This is a genomic window from Caballeronia arationis (genome assembly GCF_001544975.2).
GTDB lineage: Bacteria > Pseudomonadota > Gammaproteobacteria > Burkholderiales > Burkholderiaceae > Caballeronia > Caballeronia arationis.
In genome coordinates, this window is the sequence record NZ_FCOG02000021.1 from 1 (window position 1) to 19398 (window position 19398).

The following is a 19398-nucleotide window of genomic DNA, read 5'->3' on the forward strand; positions in this document are numbered from 1 at the left end:
GTCGCAGGTCGGCCGGCTGCTGCGCTTCGATCAGGTAGGTGAGGTGGCTGGCAAGCATCGCTCCGAAAAGTTAACAGTTCGGCGCAACGTTTACAACCACTTCCCGTACCAAAATTAAAATGCCGTCCAGTGCTTAACTGAACGGCATTAAGCCCTTCGTGGCCGGTTTTTTCTTGGGCAAACGAGGTGTTAAACGAACGCCTAAGAATCGCCGCAATCCTTTATGAGACAAGGGATTCAAGACTTTTCGGTATACGCAGAAAATCCGGCGATTTGCGCTTCGTCCGTCATCGTGATACTATCTACTTCGTTCAAACAGCAATTCACCTTGATTCACGCGCACGCGCCTCGGCAAGCAGGATACCCGGCAACTGCGATTCGTGACTGTTTCATACAAAAAGGCTCATCGGCACTGGTTTAACACCGGCCTTTTTCGTATCCGGTTCTTACCGTCGACGAGGCGGCACACAACGCGGCAACTTTCGGGTTCGCCGTCCGCTTCGTCAAATTCGCGCTGTTTTTCTCGAGTGCACTTTCGCGACCCTCGCCGCGATGCACCGGCTTTGCCCTTTTCTTCGTCGCCGCGTTTTCGCGCGGCAAGCGTTGCGGCAAAGCCCCTGCGGCGACACCCGCGACTCCGCGACCCGCCTTCGGCACCGTCGCGAAACTGCACTTCGAAATGGCGCCTTCCTGGCAATCCGCGCCCCATCGGGCGCGCCGGCCGCGTTTCTGACCGCTTTTCCGCGGCTCACGACGCGCCGCCGGCATTGAACAAGGAGAACTCCTACCCATGTCCGCCCTACACGACAGCCTCTGGCGCAAAAGCGACCATCACGATCACCACGACCGGCAAGCCCAGCCGACCCTCGACGACATCACCATCGTCGATCAATCGCTCCTGAAGCGCGCAGTCGGAGCGATGGCCATCGGCAACGCGATGGAATGGTTCGATTTCGGCGTGTACAGCTACATCGCCGTGACGCTCGGCAAGGTGTTCTTCCCGTCGAGCAATCCGACCGCGCAGTTGCTCGCCACCTTCGGCACGTTCGCCGCCGCGTTCCTCGTGCGTCCGCTCGGCGGCATGGTGTTCGGGCCGCTCGGCGACCGCATCGGCAGGAAGCGCGTCCTCGCGATGACGATGATCATGATGGCGATCGGCACGTTCTGTATCGGCCTGATTCCGAGTTACGGATCGATCGGCATCTTCGCGCCGATCCTCCTGCTCGTCGCGCGCCTGCTGCAAGGCTTTTCGACGGGCGGCGAATACGGCGGCGCGGCGACCTTCATCGCCGAGTTCTCGCCGGACAAAAAGCGCGGCTTCATGTCGAGCTTCCTCGAATTCGGCACGCTCGTCGGCTATGTGCTCGGCGCGGGCGTCGTCGCGGTGCTGACGGCCACGCTCTCGCAGGAGTCGCTCCTGTCGTGGGGCTGGCGCATTCCGTTCCTCGTCGCCGGGCCGCTCGGGCTGATCGGGCTCTACATCCGGATGAAGCTCGAAGAGACGCCCGCATTCCAGCGCGAAGCCGACAAGCGCGAATCCGAAGCGCACGCGACGCCCAAGCAGCAGTTCCGCGACACGCTGATGAAGCAGTGGAAGCCGATGCTGCAATGTATCGGCCTCGTGCTGATCTTCAACGTGACCGACTACATGGCGCTCTCTTACCTGCCGAGCTATCTCTCGGCGACGCTCAAGTTCAACGAGACACACGGCCTGTTCATCGTGCTCGTCGTGATGGTGCTGATGATGCCGCTGACGCTGTTCGCGGGTCACCTCTCGGACAAGATCGGCCGCAAGCCCGTGATGCTCGCGGGTTGCGTGGGCCTCCTGGTGCTGTCGATTCCGGCGCTCGAACTGATCCGCATGGGCACGATCCTGCCGATCTTCAGCGGCATGATGATTCTCGGCCTGATGCTGTCGTGCTTTACGGGCGTTATGCCTTCGTCGCTGCCGGCGCTCTTTCCGACCAAGATTCGCTACGGCGCGCTCGCGATCGGCTTCAACGTGTCGGTGTCGCTCTTCGGCGGGACGACGCCGCTCGTGACAGCGTGGCTCGTCGACGCCACCGGCAACCTGATGGTGCCCGCGTACTACCTGATGGGCGCGTCGGTGATCGGAATCGTGTCGGTGCTCGCGCTGCACGAGACGGCGAAGAAGCCGCTGAAGGGCTCGCCGCCCGCTGTCGGCTCGCGCGCGGAAGCGCATGCGGTGCTGCGCGGCGCACGCGAAGCCGCCGCGATGGACGACCAGCGCTTTCCGGAAGGCACGGTACGGGCATGATCGGAGCCTGATCGAAGCTTGATTGGCAGGAAGCCGGCGCAAGAAATTTCGCCGGCTTTTTTGCGTCCGGACATGGTTCCGGCGCTGGTTCCGCGTGCTTCGTTGCTAGTCGATCAGCGGCACGATGCGCGCGTCGATGTTGCCGCGTTCGATAGTTAGAAGCCCCACTGTGACAGGCAACTTGAAGCGCCTCGGGCCCGCGCTGCCGGGATTCACGAACAGCACGCCGCCACGGCGTTCGACGAGCGGCTTGTGCGAATGCCCCGTGACGACGACGTCGATTCCCGCGAGATCGCGCGGCACGTCGGCGATATCGTGGACGACGAAAATCCTCGCCCCGCCGATCGCGAGCGTCGTGTGTTCCGGCAGTTCGTCGATGCGCTCGCCTGAATCGTTGTTGCCGCGCACGACTGTCATGGGCGCGAGCGCCGCGAGTGTATCGAGGACCGCCGGGCGGCAGATATCGCCCGCGTGGACGATGTGCTCGCAGCCTTCGAGCGCCGCGAGTGCTTCGGAGCGGACCAGATTGTGAGTGTCCGAGATCAGGCCGATGCGGATGGCGGAAGGCATGTTGGTAGCCGATGAACGATCAGGAATTGAGCGTAGCACGTCTGAGTCGAGCCGCTGGAATTCTTGCGGAATCCGCAAGAATGATTCGCAAACTAGCTGCTTAAACGTTCTTAATTAACTACCTACAATGGAATCACTGGCCGCGAACAAGGATGTTCGCAGCAAAGAAAACACCATTTGGAGGTAACAAATCATGAAATCGCTCATTCAAACCGTTGTTGTCGCTGCTGTCCTCGCTGCTCCGGTGGCTTCGTTCGCTCAGTCGAACGCACCGGTGACCCGCGCTCAGGTCCGCGCCGAACTCGTGCAACTGGAAAAGGCCGGCTACAACCCGAACGCAAACGACGCGAACTATCCCGCGAACCTGCAGGCCGCAGAAGCACGCGTCATCGCGCAGAACGACGTCGTGCAGTCGAGCTACGGCGCATCGGCCGGCGGCTCCGCACAGTCGGGCCGCGTGACGACGCCGGCCGCGACGCAGCCGGTTTATTTCGGTCAGTAATCGAAAACAGGCGGCGAACGAAGCGTCGAGGTCCGCATCGTTCCGATCGCCGCCTCAGGCATGAAACGTTGAATAAGGACCTCCTCCGCTGGCCTTGACGGCGGATTAGCCCAGTTCTCACCGGAGCCTTGGGCTCTTTTTGTGTCTGGAGGCCCCGTGCGCGGAACGGGCCGATCGGTAGTCCCGGGGGCCGTCGTCTGGCCTGGCTTCCCGGCCAGGGCTCGTTTTGTCGGGCCGCGTCGCGATGGTAGAATCGCGTCCGCCCTGCCGGGGTGATGAAATTGGTAAACATAGCGGACTTAAAATCCGCCGCCTCACGGCTTGCCGGTTCAAGTCCGGTCCCCGGCACCAGACGAATGAAGCACGGCGAATGACGAGCCGCGCCAGCCTCTCTCCTTCCCCTCAACGCCCAGCGTCATCAAACCGCCCTGAGCAACCTCTCCGCATCCCGAACCGCATCGAACAACGCTTCAATCGCCGTATCGCGATCGATGATGCAGACATGCTCGATGTTGAACGGCAGCGCGTCGACGTCGATGAACCGCACCGTGCCTTCGAAGCACGCGCGGCCCCTGCCCGTACGAACGGACGCGATGTAATTGGGGGTGATGTAAAGCGCAACGGGCGTCATGGCGGACCTCCTGTCTCGGCGACTCCATCGGTGCCGAAAGTGTAGACAGATCGCCCGTGCGGGAGCACCCCCGTTGCGCGGGGGAACCGCACCCCCGATTCGCTGCCGGTCCAGCCGTCGCGTGCCACGCACCGCGCTCCATCGCAGACGCAGCAAGGAATCCAGCGACGCACTCCCCCGCGTTTCGGTAAGCTTGCAGCTACGCACGCGTCACTTCGGGGAGACATCGCCATGCTGCTCGCGCAAATCAGCGACCTGCATCTCACTGCGCCGGGCACGCTGGCCTATGGCCGGATCGATACTGCCGCGCATCTGGCGCGCTGCGTCAACGCGCTCAACACGCTCGACCGGCGCCCCGACGCCGTGCTGATCACGGGCGACCTCGCCGACAACGGTCAGCCCGACGCCTACCGCCATCTGCGCGAACTGCTCGCCCCGCTCGCGATGCCGTGGTATCCGATGGTCGGCAATCACGACGACCGCGACGCCCTGCGCGCGGTCTTCCCGGAGCGAAAGGAACTGTCGGGGGGCGGCGAATTCATCCAGTACGCCTTCGACGTCGAAGGCGTGCGCGTCATCGCGCTCGACACGATGAACCCCGGCAACGATGCCGGCCGCCTCTGCGACGCGCGCCTTTCGTGGCTAGCCGAAGAACTCGACCGGGCTCGCGCGATGCCGGTTCTGATCGCACTGCATCATCCGCCGTTCGTGACGGGCATCCGTTTCATGGACGACGTCCGGCTCGACCCCGCCGACAGCGCGCGCCTCGAAGCCCTCGTGCGCGCGCATCCGAACGTCGAGCGCGTGCTTTGCGGGCACATGCACCGGACGATCGTCGCGCGCTTCGGCGGCACGATCGCGTGGTGCGCGCCATCGACCGCGCATCAGGTCGCACTCGAACTGCGCGACGACGGCCCGGCCGCCTACGTGATGGAACCGCCCGGCTTCGCGCTGCATCTGCACACGGAAGAGCGCGGACTCGTCACGCACTACATCAGCGTCGACCAGGGCGACGGCCCGCGGCGCTTCGACGAGCAGGACTAGAGCGTCTCCAGTATGATCGGCGGCTCGGCTGAAGGCGCGCCGGCTGTCGGACGCTTTCAGGGACGCCCGCGCCGCCGTCGGACAGATCTCGCACAGCTTCGTCTCCAGCCGTCGACCAGGAACCGCGCGAGCGCGCGCGTCGCCGATACGGACGCACGCCTCGCCACTCGAACCGCATACGACCATGTCCTCACCAACGCCCGCATCGGAGCACCGAAGAGAGCACCCCGCGCACGAGCGCCATCCGCACTACTCGCGCGCAACGCTGTGGCTCCTCGCGACCATCGCGGGCATCTCGGTCGCGAATATCTACTTCAATCAGCCGTTGCTCGACAACTTCAGCGCGTCGTTTCCCGGCAGCGCGTGGCTGATCGGCGCGGTGCCGGCGGCGACGCAGCTCGGCTACGCGCTCGGCATGTTCTTTCTCGCGCCGCTCGGCGACCGCTTCGACCGGCGCCTCCTCATCCTGATGCAGCTGGCGGCGCTCGGGATCGCGCTCGTCGTGGCGGCGGCGGCTCCCACGCTCGCAGTGCTGATCGCAGCGAGCCTCGCGATCGGCGTGGTCGCGACCATCGCGCAACAAGCCGTGCCGTTTGCCGCGGAACTCGCGCCCCCAGCCGAGCGAGGCCACGCCGTCGGCACCGTGATGAGCGGCCTTCTGCTCGGCATTCTGCTCGCGCGCACGGTCTCGGGGATCGTCGCGCAGTATTTCGGCTGGCGCGCGGTGTTCGGTGCATCGGTCGTGGCGACGATCGTGCTGGCGGTCGTCGTCATCGCCCGGCTGCCGAAGAGCCGGCCGACCTCGACCCTGCCCTACACGAAGCTGCTCGGCTCGATGTGGCATCTCGTGATCGAGCATCGCGGATTGCGCGAAGCATCGCTGACGGGCGGCGCGATGTTCGCGGCGTTCAGCATCTTCTGGTCGGTCCTCACGCTGTTGCTCGCGGGCGAACCGTTCCACATGGGTCCGCAGGCGGCGGGCCTGTTCGGCATCGTCGGCGCGGCGGGCGCGCTCGCGGCGCCGCTCGCCGGCAAATCGGCCGACCGGCGCGGCCCGCGCGCGGTGATCTCGCTGTCGATCGCGCTCGTCGCCATTTCGTTCGTCGTGTTCGGGTTTTCGGCGCGCAGCATCGCCGGGCTCGTGATCGGCGTGATCGTGCTGGATATCGGCGTGCAGGCCGCGCAGATATCCAACCAGTCGCGCATCTACGCGCTCGCGCCCGAAGCACGCAGCCGCGTGAACACGGTCTACATGGTCGCGTACTTCATCGGCGGGGCGCTGGGATCGGCGGTGGCGTCGCTCGCGTGGCACGCGTTCGGCTGGACGGGCGTCTGCATTGCAGGACTGGGTGCGGTGGGCCTGGCTGCATGGAGCCATCGGCGCAGGCGTGTCGGAGCGCCGTCGGCGACGGGTCAGGACGCCGCGTAATGCGCGGCTGCGCGTTCGTCGCAAGTCGCGACGCAACGACTACGCACGCTCGCGCGCGTAATCGTGCAGCGCATCGATCACACGGTCGAATTCGAGCGACTTGTCGAAGAAGTGCCGCACGCCGTATCGCAGGCAGCGTTCGCGATAGGCCGGCAGCGCGTGATTCGTGAGCACGCACGCAAACGACGTCTCGACGAGCCCCCGTTGCTGCAGATATGCGAGCACCTCGACGCCCGAGCCGCGCTTCAGTTGCAGGTCGACGATCACCGCATCGAACGATTGCGCCGACAGCAGCGCGATGGCCTCGTCGGGAGAATCGGCGTAGGCGGTCACGCGCAGCTGGCCGGACGCATCGATCGCCTCGACGAGGCTGCGCCGGATGAGCGGCGAATCCTCGATCAGGAGCACCCGCAGGGGCCGTTTGGCCTCGCGTGCGCCGGCATCGTCGATGGTCGTCTGGTGGCCCACGGCGGGCGCCTCCTAAGGTGTGCGGCGAATGAGCGGCCGGTTACTCGATCAGACCGTTCTTGATCGCGTAGTACGTGAGATCGGCGTTGTTCGACAGCCGCATCTTTTCCAGCACCCGCGCGCGATACGTGCTGACCGTCTTCACCGACAGATGCAGCTCTTCGGCAATCTCGGTTGGAATCCGGCCGCCGGCGAGCTTGCAGAAGATCTGGAACTCGCGTTCCGACAGCGCTTCGTGCGGCCGCTCGGTCGCGGGCTTCTCCAGCTTGTCCGCGAGCGCATCGGCGATGAACTCCGACAAATAGCGATGCCCGCGCGCCACCGTGCGGATCGCGCGCACGATCTCGTCGGGCGCCGAGTCCTTGTTCAGATAGCCGTTCGCGCCCGCGCGCAGCAGGTTGATCGCGTACTGGCTCTCGGGGAAGCCCGAGAGCATCAGCACGCCCTGCTCCGGCCTAAGCTGCTTGATGACGCGCAGCGTGTCGATGCCGTTCTTGTCCGGCATCGCGATGTCGAGCAGCACCACGTCGAACGCCTCGGCCCTCACGAGCGCGATGGTTTCGTCGCCGGTCGCGGCTTCCGCTGCCACTTCCATGTCGGGCTCGTCGGCGACGAACTGCCTGAACCCGCTCCGGACGATCGCGTGATCGTCCGCTATCAACACTCGAATCATGTGCGCCGTCCGCGCGTGAAGGAATCCTCGAACCCCGCGCCCGGCGGCATGCGGCACTCGCCTGCCGCGCGGGCGGCCGCGCCGTCAGCCATTGCGGCCTTCGAGCAGGTCGGCCATATCGTCGGCGTGCTCTTCCTCGACCGCCAGGATTTCCTCGAACATGCGCCGCGTCGTCACGTCCTTATCGCCGAGATAGCGGATGATCTCGCGATAGGTGTCGATGGCGATGCGCTCGGCGATCAGGTTCTCGCGAATCATGTCGATGAGGTCCGACCCTTCCTTGTACTCCGAATGCGAGCGCGATTTCAGGCTGTCAGGCGCGAAATTCGGCTCACCGCCAAGCTGGACGATGCGTTCCGCGAGCGTGTCGGCGTGTTCCTGCTCCTCCGCGGCGTGCTCGGCGAATTCGGTCGCGACGGCTTCCGAGTGAATGCCCTTCGCCATGAAATAGTGGCGCTTGTAACGCAACACGCAGACGATTTCGGTGGCGAGCGCGTCGTTCAGGAGCTTCAGCACGACTTCGCGGTCGGCGCCGTATGTCGACGTGACCGGACCGTCGTCCATGTGCTGGCGCGCGTCGGCGCGGATCTTCTCGACATCCAGGACGAACGGGTCCTTCGACTGAACCGGCTCGGCTTTTGCAGCAGACGATTTCGACATTTAATGCTCCTGGCAAAGTGGTGTGGAGTGACATCGGGCGCCGGCGGCGGCGCTTCACGAAGCTTGTCGCGTCAATTCATCGCGTCAATCGTCCGGTCCAGAGCACGCGGCGTGCCCGGTACCCGGCGGACGCGAGCGCGCCGGGACGGTCCGCGTCAGGTCCTGAACACGCCGAGCAGCAGCGTGACCGCGAACACCACGAGAAAAATGTAAAACAGGATCTTCGCGATTTCAGCCGCGCCCGCGGCGATGCCCGTGAAACCGAACACGGCCGCGATGATCGCGATCACGAAAAAAACGGCGGCGTAATGAAGCATGGCGACCCTCCTTGAGGTGTGGAACGGCCGACGGCAGAACCCGCGCGCAGTGGCGACGGGCGCAACCCGGCGAACCCGTCAGCGTCGAAAAGAAGGCGACTCGGAAATTCAGGGGGCGGCGGCGCAAAAGAGAAAGACAGCGCGGGCCGCCCGGACGATCAGCGCGTCGCTAATCGACTATTTTCTTGGTGACGACGAATCCGAGCACGAGGAAGACCACGCACAGGATCAGGAACAGCACGAACAGGAACTTCGCGATGCTGGCGGCGCCCGCGGCGATGCCGGTAAAGCCCAGCAGACCGGCGACCACGGCCACGATCGCGAAAAACAAAGCCCACTTCAACATGATCGTTCCCCGTGTGAAAGTTTGACTGGCTGATCGATGTTAGTAGTCTCCGTCCGACAATGCATCCGGGCAGGCGCCTTTTTTGCTGTGGGAATCCACTGACACGCGCTTTCAACGAGCCTGGCCCGAGCCTTCGCGCCGCGCGCGAGACCGGTTCACGCCCCACTACGACGAAAAAGTCAAATGAACAAAGCAATACCGGCTGCCGCGATTCGGCGGGCGCCCGCGCAAAAGCGGGGTAATCCGGGACGCGTCGCCCGCCTGAACGACTTCATGCGCCGCTGGAGCTGGGCGGTCGCGATGACGGTTGCGATCGTCATCACGGTCGGCGGGCTCGTCATTCTGGAGTCGGGGCGCATGCGCATCGCCGCCGAATACGAGGTCGCGCTCGACGCCAAGGGCGCCACCACGCAACTGACCGAACTCGCCGCCGAGATCGCGACGCTTACCGCCGACGAACGCGCCTACGTGCTCGCGCCCGAAGCGTCGCGTGCCGCATACGCCGAGCATTTCGGGCAGGCGACGGCCCGGATTCGCCGGATCATCGCCTCGCTCGACGGCTACTATCACCGCAAGGCCGACGACACCGCGCTCGCGAGCTTCGCGCAGGTGAGCGGCGCCGTCGATGCGCAGATCGCCGCCGGGCTCGCGACGCTGTCGAACCCCGCGATCGCTGCCGATTCCGCCCGTGCGCTCGCGCTCAAGACGCCCGAAGGCGGCGAGATCCTGGAAAGCACGCTGGCGCTTTTGCGCCTGACGGAGGAACGCCGCGCGCAGCACGCACTCGATTCGAGCCGCGCCGACCAGCGCATCTCGACGTTCTGCGTCGGCGCGCTGTGCGCGCTCAATATCGTGTTGTTCCTGCTGCTGTTTCGCAATCTGGGGATTCAACTGGACAAGCAGGATCGCGTGCAGAAAAAGCTCATCACGCAGCAGGAGGAACTCGACCAGCTCGTGTTCGAGCGCACGCGTCAGCTCGAAGCGCTCGCGTGGCACTTGCAGTCGGTGAGCGAGAATGAAAAAACCGAGCTTGCGCGCGAGCTTCACGACGAACTCGGCTCGATCCTGACCGCGAGCAAGATGGATGTCGCGTGGGTCAACGGCAAACTGAAGCACACGGAACCCGCGATGGCCGAGAAGCTCGCGCGCGCACTGGCGAACCTCGACCAGGGAATCGCGCTCAAGCGCCGGATCATCGAAGACATGCGGCCTACCGTGCTTGCGAACTTCGGGCTCGTCACGGCACTCTCCACGCTCGCCGACGAAGCGGCGCAGCGCAACGGCTGGACCGTCGGACTCGCGCTTCCGGAGAGCGACGTGAAGCTCGGTGACGAGATCGAAATCGCGCTCTTTCGGGTGGCGCAGGAGTCGCTCACGAACGCGGCGAAGTATGCGCACGCGAGTGGCATCGAGATTGCGCTGACGCTCGACGCCGAGCGCGTGTCGCTGCATATCGCCGATGACGGTGTGGGCATTCGTCCGCAGGATCTGAAGCGCACGCACACGCATGGTTTGCTCGGCATGCGCCAGCGTGTGTCCGCGCGTGGCGGTCGCATCGAGATCGAGCCGCGCGTGCCGCACGGCACGAGCATCCGCGCGACCTTGCCACGCGCGCGCACGGACGCGAAGCAAACGGCTGCGCAGGACGCGGGAATTCCGCTCGCGTAGGAGGACGCCGACATTAATAGCGGAAGCGGCCGACATGAAAAACACATGCACGCCTACAGCCTGCGCATCGCGCTTTTTTTATGATGGTTCGGACCGGTGGTCGATCGAACCCGTTCTGGTCGATGATGCCCAGGGAAGAAAAGCTCCGCGCGACGCGCAGGGCGAACTCAACAACGATGCGCGACGCTACGCTCACGCATCTCCAACTGCTAGGGGAACACTCATGACTCGACTCATCGCTTTGTTGCTGATCGCTGGCACGGCTGCCCTCGCGGGCTGCAATACGATGTCCGGTGCGGGCCAGGATATTTCGAAGGGCGGCCAGGCCATTACGAACTCCGCCGAAGAACACAAGTAAGGACAAGGACCGCGCGAACTGCCGCGCAGCGCGGTTCACAACGATTCGTGACGCGCGTTACCTGTCGGCCCGTCGCTTTCAGCGGCGGGCTTTTTTTCGTGCTGCGTCGATGTGCCGGCGAATTGCTTCCGACGTGCTTCCGACAGATTGCGTGTGCCGTAAAAACAAAGGCCTTCGCTTTCGCGAAGGCCTTTTTGCTTCCCCTCACGCGATTCGCGTCGCGCTTATCCTGCGTTACTGCGTGTCCGGCAATTCGATCGCCGGCGTCTGCGTATTGCCGCCCTGCGCGACGAGCAAGCGGATCTTGTTCGGGATCACTTGCGAAAGCGCGTTGCCGGCAGGCAGTGTCGTCACGAGCCAGTCGGCATTGTTGCCGAGGTCGAACGAAGCGGACTTGTAGACCGGCGTCTTCGATCCCGGCAGCGTCGCGATCAGCTGATAGGTCCCGCCCGAGACATACAGCGAATCCTGGGTCGTCGCCGGGACGGCGTTCTTGTACGCGACGCCTGCCATCGTCGGGCTGACCGTGCTGATGCTGGCACCCGGCGCGACGAGATAGAGGTCGAGATTCTGTGCATTCGCCGACGCGTTGAAGCCCCGCACGCGCGCGCTCGTCGACAACAGGCCCTTGTCGAACGGATCGTCGATGACGGCGATCGACGGCAGGAAGCCCGCATCAGGCAGCGCGATCACGGTGTACTCGTGGCCCTTCGCGGCGTTGCTGATGGTCGAGTCGGTGGCGAGCTGCGTCGTCGTGTTGACGGAAGCGTACGAGAAGGTCTGGGCGCCCGTGTTGATGGTGGCGAAGTTCGTGACTGCCTTGTAGGCGAGGTTCGCCTGCAGGATGTGACCGTTGTTATAGAAGTCGACGTTCGGAGCGCTCGGAATCGCGTGGATGAAGTGGACTTCGGGCGGCGTCACGCCGAGTTCCTTGCCGACGTCGTCTGAGCTGCCGCCGCAGGCGGAGAGGATCGATGCGGCACAAGCAAGCGCGGTCACGGTGCGGATGAGCTTCATGTCTTCACCTTTATTATCGATTGATGTTGATCGTTATTCGGGGCCTTCGTGCGTTCGATGGAACGCCTGGCCGGCCCGCTTTTCTTCCCCGGGGCACCGTTCGACGGATGCGCATTCGCACGGCGCCGGATGGGTGCACACAGAGCAACCGATGTGCCGCTATGGGCATGGATGGAGCGTGGCTTGGACGCCGCGCCCGGTGGGATAAGGCGCTTGCCTGATTTAGAGTTTTCGCTCGAACCGGGCGATTGGTGCAGGGCGTATCGGACCCGGCTTCGCAAGTCTTACGCGGTATTTCCCATGTCTTACATCGTGGCTGTCGTTCAATACGGAGCGCGGCCCCCCTCAGACGATTCCGCGCCGCCGATAATCAAACCAGAACGACAACCCGACGCTGATCAAAATGACAACGGTCGCAATGACCGTCCAGCGCGTGATGACTTCGCCGAGCAGGAGCGCACCGAGCGCCACCGCGACGACAGGATTCACGTACATGCAACTGCTCGCGATGATCGGGCTCGTATGCCGGATCAGATACCCATACGCGACATACGCGGCCATCGTCCCGATCAGCATCAGATAGAGAAACGAAGCGAACGGCACGAAGCCGACGCTAACGATCCGCTCGCCCGAAAGCCAGGCGACGATCGTGGAAATCGTGCCGCCGAGCCCGATCTGCAGGGCCGTCGAAACGAAGAGATCGGACGGCAGCTTGAGCTTCCCGGCGAGATGCGCGCCGCCCGCCCAGAAGATCGCGCCGCACAGGATCGCAAGGCTGCCTGCCGTCGAGCCCGACGACGTGTCGCCGTGATTCAGGAGCGCAATCCCGACCAGCCCGAGTCCGACCGCGACCCATTCGCCCCTGGCGATCTTGCGGCCCGTGAGCGCGGCGATGACCGTCGCGAAGAGCGGGACCGTCGCGACCATCACGGCCGCCGTACCTGTTTCTACCGTGCGCATGCCGAACGCGAGCATCCCGCTCGACAGCCCGACGAGCAGCGTCCCGACAATCGCCGCATTGCGGATCTCGGCGCCGGTCGGCCAGATCGGCTTCTTGCGCGCCGCGAAGATAAAAAGCCCGATGCCGGCGAAAAGATTACGCAGGCCGGACAGCATCAGCGGAGGAAACGACGCGAGCGACAGATGCACCGCCATGTACGTCGATCCCCACACGATATAGACGACGGCGAGCGCCAGCGCGACCCTGCCCTGTTGCGTCTGCGGCAAACGGAACGGAAAACGGTCGGGAAGATTGAACGGCAGGCTGGACGGCAGCTTCGGCAGCTGCGGCGGTTGCGTGACAGACATCCATCACTCCGCTTCGGCCAGGATTGCAGACAGATCCGCTGGCACACCGTCGGGACGGGCAGCCGGAGAACGACGCGCATGCGAGAGGGGCGTCGCGGCAAGACGGGCAAGACAGGACAACATGGCGGAATGCGGAAGGATGTCGGGCGAAAAACGTGGCCGCCGCGCGTACTAGGGAAAGTACGGAAATCGCGGTGCCCGCCATTATGCAGTAAGCACTCTGTGCGCGAAGCGCAGTGTTACAGATGGTTGCCAAGACGCCACGGTGCGGTGTAACGTAGCGGCTGCTAACGCGGGGGTCCTGCGCTGCGCATCGCAATCCGTCGAAACTTCGCATCGTCGAAGGTCCGAACGGGGTTGCCCGCGCATCGTGGGTGAGAAATACCCTTTGAACCTGATCTGGATAATGCCAGCGCAGGGAAGCGTTCGGGTTTCACCGCGCAGGGTTCTTCTCACTCTCACGCAACCTCCGAAGCCCGAAACTCCTTCCGTCTCGTTCCTCCCTGTTTAGCTCCTGAATCAGTCGCCGCCGGGCGTTCGTCTGTTCGTCCGTCGGCTTGCTGGAAATAACCGTCCCCAGGAGAGACAGCACATGAATGCCAACCCGAAGTTCCTGTCCGAGAACGCCGTCGTCGACGCCGCCGCCATCGCTCCGCTGCCCAATTCGCGCAAGGTCTATGTGACGGGCTCGCAGCCCGACATCCGCGTGCCGATGCGCGAAATCACCCAGTCCGATACGCCCGACAGCTTCGGCGGCGAGAAGAACCCGCCGGTCTACGTCTACGACACCTCGGGCCCTTACAGCGACCCGGAAGCCGAAATCGACATCCGCTCGGGCCTGCCCGCCCTGCGCCAGCGCTGGATCGAAGCGCGCGGCGACACGCAAAGCCTCGACGGCCTCTCGAGCGACTACGGCCGCGAGCGTGCCGCCGACGCCGCCACTGCCGAGTTGCGCTTTCCCGGCCTGCATCGCACGCCGCGCCGCGCCGTCGCGGGCAAGAACGTCTCGCAGATGCACTACGCGCGTCAGGGCATCGTCACGCCGGAAATGGAATACATCGCGATCCGCGAGAACCAGCGCCGCGCCGAATATCTGGAAACCCTGCGCACAAGCGGCCCGAACGGCGAAAAGCTCGCGAAGATGATGGGCCGCCAGCATCCGGGCCAGGCGTTCGGCGCCGCCGCCTTCGGCGAAAACGCGCTGAAGGAGATCACGCCCGAGTTCGTGCGCGAGGAAGTGGCGCGCGGCCGCGCGATCATCCCCGCGAACATCAATCACCCGGAATCGGAGCCGATGGTCATCGGCCGCAACTTCCTCGTGAAGATCAACGCGAACATCGGCAATTCGGCGGTGACGTCGTCCATCGGCGAGGAAGTCGACAAGATGACCTGGGCGATCCGCTGGGGCGGCGACACGGTCATGGACCTCTCGACCGGCAAGCACATCCACGAGACGCGCGAGTGGATCATCCGCAATTCGCCGGTGCCGATCGGCACGGTTCCGATCTATCAGGCGCTCGAAAAGGTCAATGGCAAGGCCGAAGACCTGACCTGGGAAATCTTCCGCGACACGCTGATCGAACAGGCGGAGCAAGGCGTCGACTACTTCACGATCCACGCCGGCGTGCGCCTGCAATACGTGCCGCTGACGGCGAACCGCATGACGGGCATCGTCTCGCGCGGCGGCTCGATCATGGCGAAATGGTGTCTCGCGCATCACAAGGAAAGCTTCCTGTACGAGCACTTCGAGGACATCTGCGAAATCATGAAGGCCTACGACGTGAGCTTCTCGCTCGGCGACGGCCTGCGTCCCGGCTCGATCTACGACGCCAACGACGAAGCGCAGCTCGGCGAGCTGAAGACGCTCGGCGAACTCACGCAGATCGCGTGGAAGCACGACGTGCAGGTGATGATCGAAGGCCCGGGCCACGTGCCGATGCAACTCATCAAGGAAAACATGGACCTGCAGCTCGAATGGTGCGACGAAGCGCCTTTCTACACGCTCGGACCGCTCACGACCGACATCGCGCCGGGCTACGACCACATCACCTCGGGCATCGGTGCGGCGATGATCGGCTGGTTCGGCACGGCGATGCTTTGCTACGTGACGCCGAAGGAGCACCTCGGCCTGCCGAACAAGGACGACGTCAAGGAAGGCATCATCACGTACAAGCTCGCCGCGCACGCCGCCGATCTGGCGAAGGGCCACCCGGGCGCGCAGGTGCGCGACAACGCATTGAGCAAGGCGCGCTTCGAGTTCCGCTGGGAAGACCAGTTCAACCTCGGCCTCGATCCGGACAAGGCGCGCGAATTCCACGACGAAACGCTGCCGAAGGATTCGGCGAAGGTCGCGCATTTCTGCTCGATGTGCGGCCCGCACTTCTGCTCGATGAAGATCACACAGGACGTGCGCGACTACGCGGCCAAGCAGGGCGTGACCGACACGGAAGCGCTCACGCAAGGCATGCAGACGAAAGCGATCGAGTTCGTGAAGAAAGGCGCGGAGATCTACCAGCGCACTTGATCGCAGCTGATCGCAGCTGGTCGAAAGGGCGCCGCCCGGCGCCGAAATTACCAGCCGGGCGGACAAGCTGACAAACGAGTTGCCAAAACGGCCCGTCGCGCGAGATGCGCGACGGGCCGTTTCATTTCTGAACCATCGCGCCCGAACGCCCGTGCAGAAAGCTCGCCCGCGAGGTTGCAAAACCATCGCAGCAATCAGGCACTTTTCCTGCTTGATCATGGATGGGCCGACAAAAACTGATGTCGATGCATGGCTCCAACAAGAATCAGCCGCAAGGATGCACGCACGTCGCGTCTACTGCGGCGGCCCGGCACCCGATAAAAGGGACGCTGCCAAGGCGCTCGCGCCGGGCCGCATCACCCTGATAAACATATTGGAGAGTCGAAATGAAAAATATCAAACAGATCGGCGCTGCTGCTCTCGTCGTCGCATTGCTCGGCGGCCTCACCGCGTGCGACAGCATGACCACACGGCAACGCGATACCGCTGTCGGGGCGGGGGTCGGCGGGGCGGCGGGCGCATTGGTCGGCGGCAGCGCGCTGTCGACGCTCGGTGGCGCGGCCGTCGGCGGTGTGATCGGCAATCAGGTCGGCAAGTAGGACGGGGTTTGCGCTGCGGATTTGCGTGCATGTGAGCGCGCGCCGCAGCGTCTAAAATAAACAGGTACATCCGAATTCAGCTTCGAGCACCCGCTCTCACGCCAGTCAGCCGACGATGCGCCAAGCTCTTTTCGCCGACCCGTTCGATGCAGCGCGCGAACGATGCAGTACCCAAGGCAGTAGCAAGAAAGGAGCAGCATCATGAATCCGAAACTCTCGTTGACGGCGCTCGCGAGCGCCGTCGCATTGAGCGGATGTTATTACGTCGGCCCTTACGGCTATTCGGCCTACCCTCCCTATCCCGGTTATCCGGTTGTCGGCGCGGCCTATACGCAGCAGGAAGTGCCAGTCGGCACGCAAAGCACGACGCAATCAGGCGATCCCGCCACGACCACTACGACGACGCAGTACGTCGTCGCGCAGCCGCCCGCTGCTTACTCGACCTATCCGGCGTACTACCCCGCCTATCCTTATCCGGCTTACCCGGCGTATCCGGCCTATCCGGCTTATTACGGTTACGGCTACCCCTCGATCTCGGTCGGCTTCGGCTACTGGGGCGGCGGAGGCTGCTGCTGGGGCGGCCACGGAGGGTGGCATGGCGGTGGCGGCGGCTGGCACGGCGGCGGAAGCGGCTGGCATGGCGGCGGCATGGGACACAGCCACTGACTCGTACGACGCCGAGCCCCGCGTTGCCGTCGTGTAACGCAATGCGGCCAAACGCACGCAGTTGTATCGTCGATGTAACGTTTTTTCGCTGCCGGATTAATACTGCTGGCGGGTCGCTCCGGCCCTCCGGCTTCCTTCCCTTTGCCGGCAAGGCTCCCTGATCTGCGAGCGCTGCTCTGGCACGCTTTTCGCTAGATGATTTCTCGTTATATGTCGCGGCGGCTCGCGTTCCTGCGCACAGCCCGCCATGCGTCTCGCTTACACACTCGCCTGAAGGGGAACGGACATGATGGCCTTCGCGTTTTTCCTGCTGTGGATGCTCGCTTCTCTCGGCCTCTTGACGATCTGGGTATTCCGCAGCACGCCGGCCGTCGAACGCGATACCGTCGAAGCCAAGACCTAACTCACAGGTCGCGAGGACCGCGTGCCGACCGAATCCGCCAGCCCGCGCGGCGGGTGAGCGCACGCGCACACCGCCTCGCAGTCGACCATTCTCACCTTGACTGGCACGATCCCCGCTCTATGCTTAGTCATTGCGCGTTATGCAACTGCTTAAGCTGAGGAAACCAATGGCGCCGGCCGCTCGTTTCGGCGCCTTCACAGCCACGGCATAGAACACGTTTTCACTCCACGCGCGCCTGTTCTCGACTCGAAAGACAACACCAAGAGTCAAACACCCTGGAGGCGACATGTTCCATCAGTTGCTCACACCCATCGCGAACTCGCTCGGGGCGTCGTTCGCGGTGGCCGCTCTGCCGATTCTCGTCGTACTCGTGCTGCTCGGCTGGGCGCGCCGCCCCGCGTGGCAGGCGTCGCTCGCGGGGCTCGTCGTCGGGCTCGCCATCGCGGTGGCGGGCTGGCATTTTCCGCTCCGTCTCGCGCTCGACTCCATCGCCGCCGGAGCCGTCTTCGCGCTCTGGCCGGTGATGTGGATCGTGTTCGCCGCGATCCTGCTCTACAACGTGTCGCTGCGCTCCGGCCGCTTCGACGCGTTTCGCCTCTGGATGATCGACAACCTGCCGAACGACCGCCGCATCGTGCTCGTGGTGATCGGCTTCTCATTCGGCGCGCTGCTCGAAGGCATTTCCGGTTTCGGCACCCCGATCGCGATCACCAGTTCGCTACTTATCCTGCTTGGCTTTCCGCCGCTCGAGGCGCTTACCTTCACGCTGATCTTCAATACGGCGCCGGTCGCCTTCGGCGCGCTCGGCGTGCCGATCACCGTGCTCGGCGCGGTGACGCACCTGCCGACCGACGCGCTCGCCAAGATGGTCGGCCGCCAGTTGCCGTTTTTTGCGCTCGCGCTGCCCTTCTACGTGATCGGCATCTACGCGGGCTTTCGCAACATGCTGCGCGTGTGGCCGGTGCTGCTCGTCTCGGGCGGCGCGTTCGCGCTCACGCAGTTCGTGACGTCGAACTACATCAGCTATGCGCTCACCGACGTGCTCTCCTCGCTCGTCTCGCTGATCGTGACGGTCGCGTTCCTGCGCGTCTGGAAGCCCGCCCCCGACGACGCTTTCGCGGTCAACGTCGACCGCGCCGGGCAGACGCGCGGCGAGCTCTCTGGCGCGCAGGGCTGGCTGCCGTGGATCGTGGTGTCGGCGGTGGTGATCGTCTGGACGGTGCTCAAGATCTTCCTGATCGGCGACGTGAAAATCCCCTGGCCCGGTCTCGACAAGGCCGTGTACATCACGCTGTACAACGCACCCTACGGCGCAGTCTGGGACTTCCAGCCGCTCGCGACGGGCACTGCGATCCTCGTTGCGTCGATCATCACGGCGCTCCTCGTGCGGCTGCCGGCGGCGGAGTACGGCGCGGCGATCGTAGACACGTGGGTGCAGACGCGCATCGCCATCCTGACCGTCGCGACCATCGTCGGCCTCGCCTACCTGATGAATTACTCGGGCATGAACTACACGCTGGGGCTTGGCGTGGCTTCGGTGGGCGCGCTCTTTCCGCTGGTGTCGGCGTTTCTTGGCTGGGTCGCGGTGTTCCTGTCGGGCAGCGACACGTCGGGCAACGCGCTCTTCGGCAACCTGCAGGTGGTCGCGGCGCGGCAACTGAATCTCGATCCGGTGCTGATGGCGGCGACCAATTCGTCGGGCGGCGTGATGGGCAAGATGATCTCGCCGCAGAACATTTCGACGGGCGTCGCGACAACCGATCTGAAGGGTCAGGAGGGACTGGTCTTCTCGCGCACGTTCAAGCATTCGATTCTGCTGACCGTGCTGCTCGGCGTGCTCGTGTGGCTGCAGCAGAACGTGCTGACGTGGATGATTCCGCCGCATTGAAGGCGCGGGCCGCGAGCCCTCGCGGCCAGACAACGCACCCGGCTCAACC

19 protein-coding genes, 1 tRNA gene and 1 riboswitch are annotated in these 19398 nt (G+C 64.2%); of the genes, 11 read left to right on the forward strand and 9 right to left on the reverse strand.

The features are described from left to right. Window positions 1-790: 790 nt before the first annotated feature. On the forward strand, window positions 791-2278 hold the full coding sequence (gene proP, locus AWB81_RS14980; RefSeq protein ID WP_062636617.1) for a glycine betaine/L-proline transporter ProP: 1488 nt from the start codon (window positions 791-793) through the stop codon (window positions 2276-2278). Between the two features lie 105 nt (window positions 2279-2383). Here proP and AWB81_RS14985 read toward each other — a convergent pair whose 3' ends face one another. Next, window positions 2384-2848 carry a metallophosphoesterase family protein gene (locus AWB81_RS14985; protein ID WP_062636619.1) on the reverse strand — a complete coding sequence of 155 codons (465 nt, stop codon included), beginning with the start codon at window positions 2846-2848 and terminating at the stop codon, window positions 2384-2386. Window positions 2849-3041: 193 nt separating this feature from the next. Between AWB81_RS14985 and AWB81_RS14990 the strand changes: the two genes are divergently transcribed. Both AWB81_RS14990 and AWB81_RS14995 read left to right on the forward strand, forming a co-directional pair. Beyond that, window positions 3042-3350 carry a DUF4148 domain-containing protein gene (locus AWB81_RS14990; RefSeq protein ID WP_062636620.1) on the forward strand — a complete coding sequence of 103 codons (309 nt, stop codon included), beginning with the start codon at window positions 3042-3044 and terminating at the stop codon, window positions 3348-3350. Window positions 3351-3616: 266 nt separating this feature from the next. Continuing rightward, window positions 3617-3701 (forward strand) — tRNA-Leu (locus AWB81_RS14995). A gap of 67 nt (window positions 3702-3768) precedes the next feature. On the opposite strand, the gene AWB81_RS15000 is transcribed toward AWB81_RS14995, so the two are convergent. Next, window positions 3769-3981 carry a hypothetical protein gene (locus AWB81_RS15000; protein WP_062636621.1) on the reverse strand — a complete coding sequence of 71 codons (213 nt, stop codon included), beginning with the start codon at window positions 3979-3981 and terminating at the stop codon, window positions 3769-3771. Window positions 3982-4212: 231 nt separating this feature from the next. Between AWB81_RS15000 and AWB81_RS15005 the strand changes: the two genes are divergently transcribed. Beyond that, complete coding sequence (locus AWB81_RS15005) at window positions 4213-5025, forward strand: phosphodiesterase (protein ID WP_062636622.1); 813 nt, start codon at window positions 4213-4215, stop codon at window positions 5023-5025. Between the two features lie 184 nt (window positions 5026-5209). Next, complete coding sequence (locus tag AWB81_RS15010; protein ID WP_087134993.1) at window positions 5210-6454, forward strand: MFS transporter; 1245 nt, start codon at window positions 5210-5212, stop codon at window positions 6452-6454. A 39-nt stretch (window positions 6455-6493) separates the two neighbouring features. On the opposite strand, the gene AWB81_RS15015 is transcribed toward AWB81_RS15010, so the two are convergent. The 5 genes from AWB81_RS15015 to AWB81_RS15035 all read right to left on the reverse strand — a co-directional run bounded on the left by AWB81_RS15015 (window position 6494) and on the right by AWB81_RS15035 (window position 8918). Further along, complete coding sequence (locus tag AWB81_RS15015; RefSeq protein WP_200822506.1) at window positions 6494-6922, reverse strand: response regulator; 429 nt, start codon at window positions 6920-6922, stop codon at window positions 6494-6496. Between the two features lie 40 nt (window positions 6923-6962). Then, complete coding sequence (locus AWB81_RS15020; RefSeq protein WP_062636624.1) at window positions 6963-7595, reverse strand: response regulator; 633 nt, start codon at window positions 7593-7595, stop codon at window positions 6963-6965. A gap of 84 nt (window positions 7596-7679) precedes the next feature. After that, window positions 7680-8255, reverse strand: coding sequence for a ferritin-like domain-containing protein (locus AWB81_RS15025; RefSeq protein WP_062636626.1), 576 nt, complete (start codon window positions 8253-8255; stop codon window positions 7680-7682). Between the two features lie 155 nt (window positions 8256-8410). Beyond that, on the reverse strand, window positions 8411-8572 hold the full coding sequence (locus AWB81_RS15030; RefSeq protein WP_087134994.1) for a DUF1328 domain-containing protein: 162 nt from the start codon (window positions 8570-8572) through the stop codon (window positions 8411-8413). Window positions 8573-8741: 169 nt separating this feature from the next. After that, the gene (locus AWB81_RS15035; RefSeq protein ID WP_087134995.1) at window positions 8742-8918 is read right to left on the reverse strand and encodes a DUF1328 family protein; all 177 of its coding nucleotides are present in this window, start codon (window positions 8916-8918) and stop codon (window positions 8742-8744) included. Between the two features lie 183 nt (window positions 8919-9101). Between AWB81_RS15035 and AWB81_RS15040 the strand changes: the two genes are divergently transcribed. Both AWB81_RS15040 and AWB81_RS15045 read left to right on the forward strand, forming a co-directional pair. Continuing rightward, on the forward strand, window positions 9102-10586 hold the full coding sequence (locus tag AWB81_RS15040) for a sensor histidine kinase (RefSeq protein WP_087134996.1): 1485 nt from the start codon (window positions 9102-9104) through the stop codon (window positions 10584-10586). Window positions 10587-10809: 223 nt separating this feature from the next. Beyond that, window positions 10810-10944 carry an entericidin A/B family lipoprotein gene (locus AWB81_RS15045; protein ID WP_062636628.1) on the forward strand — a complete coding sequence of 45 codons (135 nt, stop codon included), beginning with the start codon at window positions 10810-10812 and terminating at the stop codon, window positions 10942-10944. Between the two features lie 234 nt (window positions 10945-11178). On the opposite strand, the gene AWB81_RS15050 is transcribed toward AWB81_RS15045, so the two are convergent. Together AWB81_RS15050 and AWB81_RS15055 are read right to left on the reverse strand one after the other, a co-directional pair. Beyond that, window positions 11179-11961 carry a DUF4397 domain-containing protein gene (locus tag AWB81_RS15050; RefSeq protein ID WP_062636630.1) on the reverse strand — a complete coding sequence of 261 codons (783 nt, stop codon included), beginning with the start codon at window positions 11959-11961 and terminating at the stop codon, window positions 11179-11181. A 345-nt stretch (window positions 11962-12306) separates the two neighbouring features. Next, a complete protein-coding gene (locus tag AWB81_RS15055) occupies window positions 12307-13269 on the reverse strand; it encodes an EamA family transporter (RefSeq protein WP_087134997.1) in 963 nt (320 codons plus the stop codon). A gap of 342 nt (window positions 13270-13611) precedes the next feature. Beyond that, window positions 13612-13707, forward strand: a riboswitch (TPP riboswitch). Window positions 13708-13861: 154 nt separating this feature from the next. On the opposite strand from AWB81_RS15055, the gene thiC reads away from it, so the two are divergent. From thiC to AWB81_RS15075, 4 genes are all read left to right on the forward strand, one after another. Further along, the gene (gene thiC, locus AWB81_RS15060; protein ID WP_062636632.1) at window positions 13862-15793 is read left to right on the forward strand and encodes a phosphomethylpyrimidine synthase ThiC; all 1932 of its coding nucleotides are present in this window, start codon (window positions 13862-13864) and stop codon (window positions 15791-15793) included. Window positions 15794-16179: 386 nt separating this feature from the next. Continuing rightward, complete coding sequence (locus AWB81_RS15065) at window positions 16180-16392, forward strand: YMGG-like glycine zipper-containing protein (RefSeq protein WP_062636634.1); 213 nt, start codon at window positions 16180-16182, stop codon at window positions 16390-16392. Window positions 16393-16593: 201 nt separating this feature from the next. Beyond that, window positions 16594-17058 (forward strand): hypothetical protein, encoded by a 465-nt coding sequence (locus AWB81_RS15070; protein ID WP_062636636.1) that lies wholly within the window; start codon window positions 16594-16596, stop codon window positions 17056-17058. 689 nt (window positions 17059-17747) lie between these two features. Further along, on the forward strand, window positions 17748-19349 hold the full coding sequence (locus AWB81_RS15075; protein WP_062636638.1) for an L-lactate permease: 1602 nt from the start codon (window positions 17748-17750) through the stop codon (window positions 19347-19349). The last annotated feature ends 49 nt before the right edge of the window (window positions 19350-19398 follow it).

What these genes read in the sequence shown, in the direction of transcription:
- proP (WP_062636617.1), top strand. Translation starts at nt 791, where the DNA reads ATGTCCGCCCTACACGACAGCCTCTGGCGCAAAAGCGACCATCACGAT.
- AWB81_RS14985 (WP_062636619.1), bottom strand. Translation starts at nt 2,848, where the DNA reads ATGCCTTCCGCCATCCGCATCGGCCTGATCTCGGACACTCACAATCTG.
- AWB81_RS14990 (WP_062636620.1), top strand. Translation starts at nt 3,042, where the DNA reads ATGAAATCGCTCATTCAAACCGTTGTTGTCGCTGCTGTCCTCGCTGCT.
- AWB81_RS15000 (WP_062636621.1), bottom strand. Translation starts at nt 3,981, where the DNA reads ATGACGCCCGTTGCGCTTTACATCACCCCCAATTACATCGCGTCCGTT.
- AWB81_RS15005 (WP_062636622.1), top strand. Translation starts at nt 4,213, where the DNA reads ATGCTGCTCGCGCAAATCAGCGACCTGCATCTCACTGCGCCGGGCACG.
- AWB81_RS15010 (WP_087134993.1), top strand. Translation starts at nt 5,210, where the DNA reads ATGTCCTCACCAACGCCCGCATCGGAGCACCGAAGAGAGCACCCCGCG.
- AWB81_RS15020 (WP_062636624.1), bottom strand. Translation starts at nt 7,595, where the DNA reads ATGATTCGAGTGTTGATAGCGGACGATCACGCGATCGTCCGGAGCGGG.
- AWB81_RS15025 (WP_062636626.1), bottom strand. Translation starts at nt 8,255, where the DNA reads ATGTCGAAATCGTCTGCTGCAAAAGCCGAGCCGGTTCAGTCGAAGGAC.
- AWB81_RS15030 (WP_087134994.1), bottom strand. Translation starts at nt 8,572, where the DNA reads ATGCTTCATTACGCCGCCGTTTTTTTCGTGATCGCGATCATCGCGGCC.
- AWB81_RS15035 (WP_087134995.1), bottom strand. Translation starts at nt 8,918, where the DNA reads ATGTTGAAGTGGGCTTTGTTTTTCGCGATCGTGGCCGTGGTCGCCGGT.
- AWB81_RS15040 (WP_087134996.1), top strand. Translation starts at nt 9,102, where the DNA reads ATGAACAAAGCAATACCGGCTGCCGCGATTCGGCGGGCGCCCGCGCAA.
- AWB81_RS15045 (WP_062636628.1), top strand. Translation starts at nt 10,810, where the DNA reads ATGACTCGACTCATCGCTTTGTTGCTGATCGCTGGCACGGCTGCCCTC.
- AWB81_RS15050 (WP_062636630.1), bottom strand. Translation starts at nt 11,961, where the DNA reads ATGAAGCTCATCCGCACCGTGACCGCGCTTGCTTGTGCCGCATCGATC.
- AWB81_RS15055 (WP_087134997.1), bottom strand. Translation starts at nt 13,269, where the DNA reads ATGTCTGTCACGCAACCGCCGCAGCTGCCGAAGCTGCCGTCCAGCCTG.
- thiC (WP_062636632.1), top strand. Translation starts at nt 13,862, where the DNA reads ATGAATGCCAACCCGAAGTTCCTGTCCGAGAACGCCGTCGTCGACGCC.
- AWB81_RS15065 (WP_062636634.1), top strand. Translation starts at nt 16,180, where the DNA reads ATGAAAAATATCAAACAGATCGGCGCTGCTGCTCTCGTCGTCGCATTG.
- AWB81_RS15070 (WP_062636636.1), top strand. Translation starts at nt 16,594, where the DNA reads ATGAATCCGAAACTCTCGTTGACGGCGCTCGCGAGCGCCGTCGCATTG.
- AWB81_RS15075 (WP_062636638.1), top strand. Translation starts at nt 17,748, where the DNA reads ATGTTCCATCAGTTGCTCACACCCATCGCGAACTCGCTCGGGGCGTCG.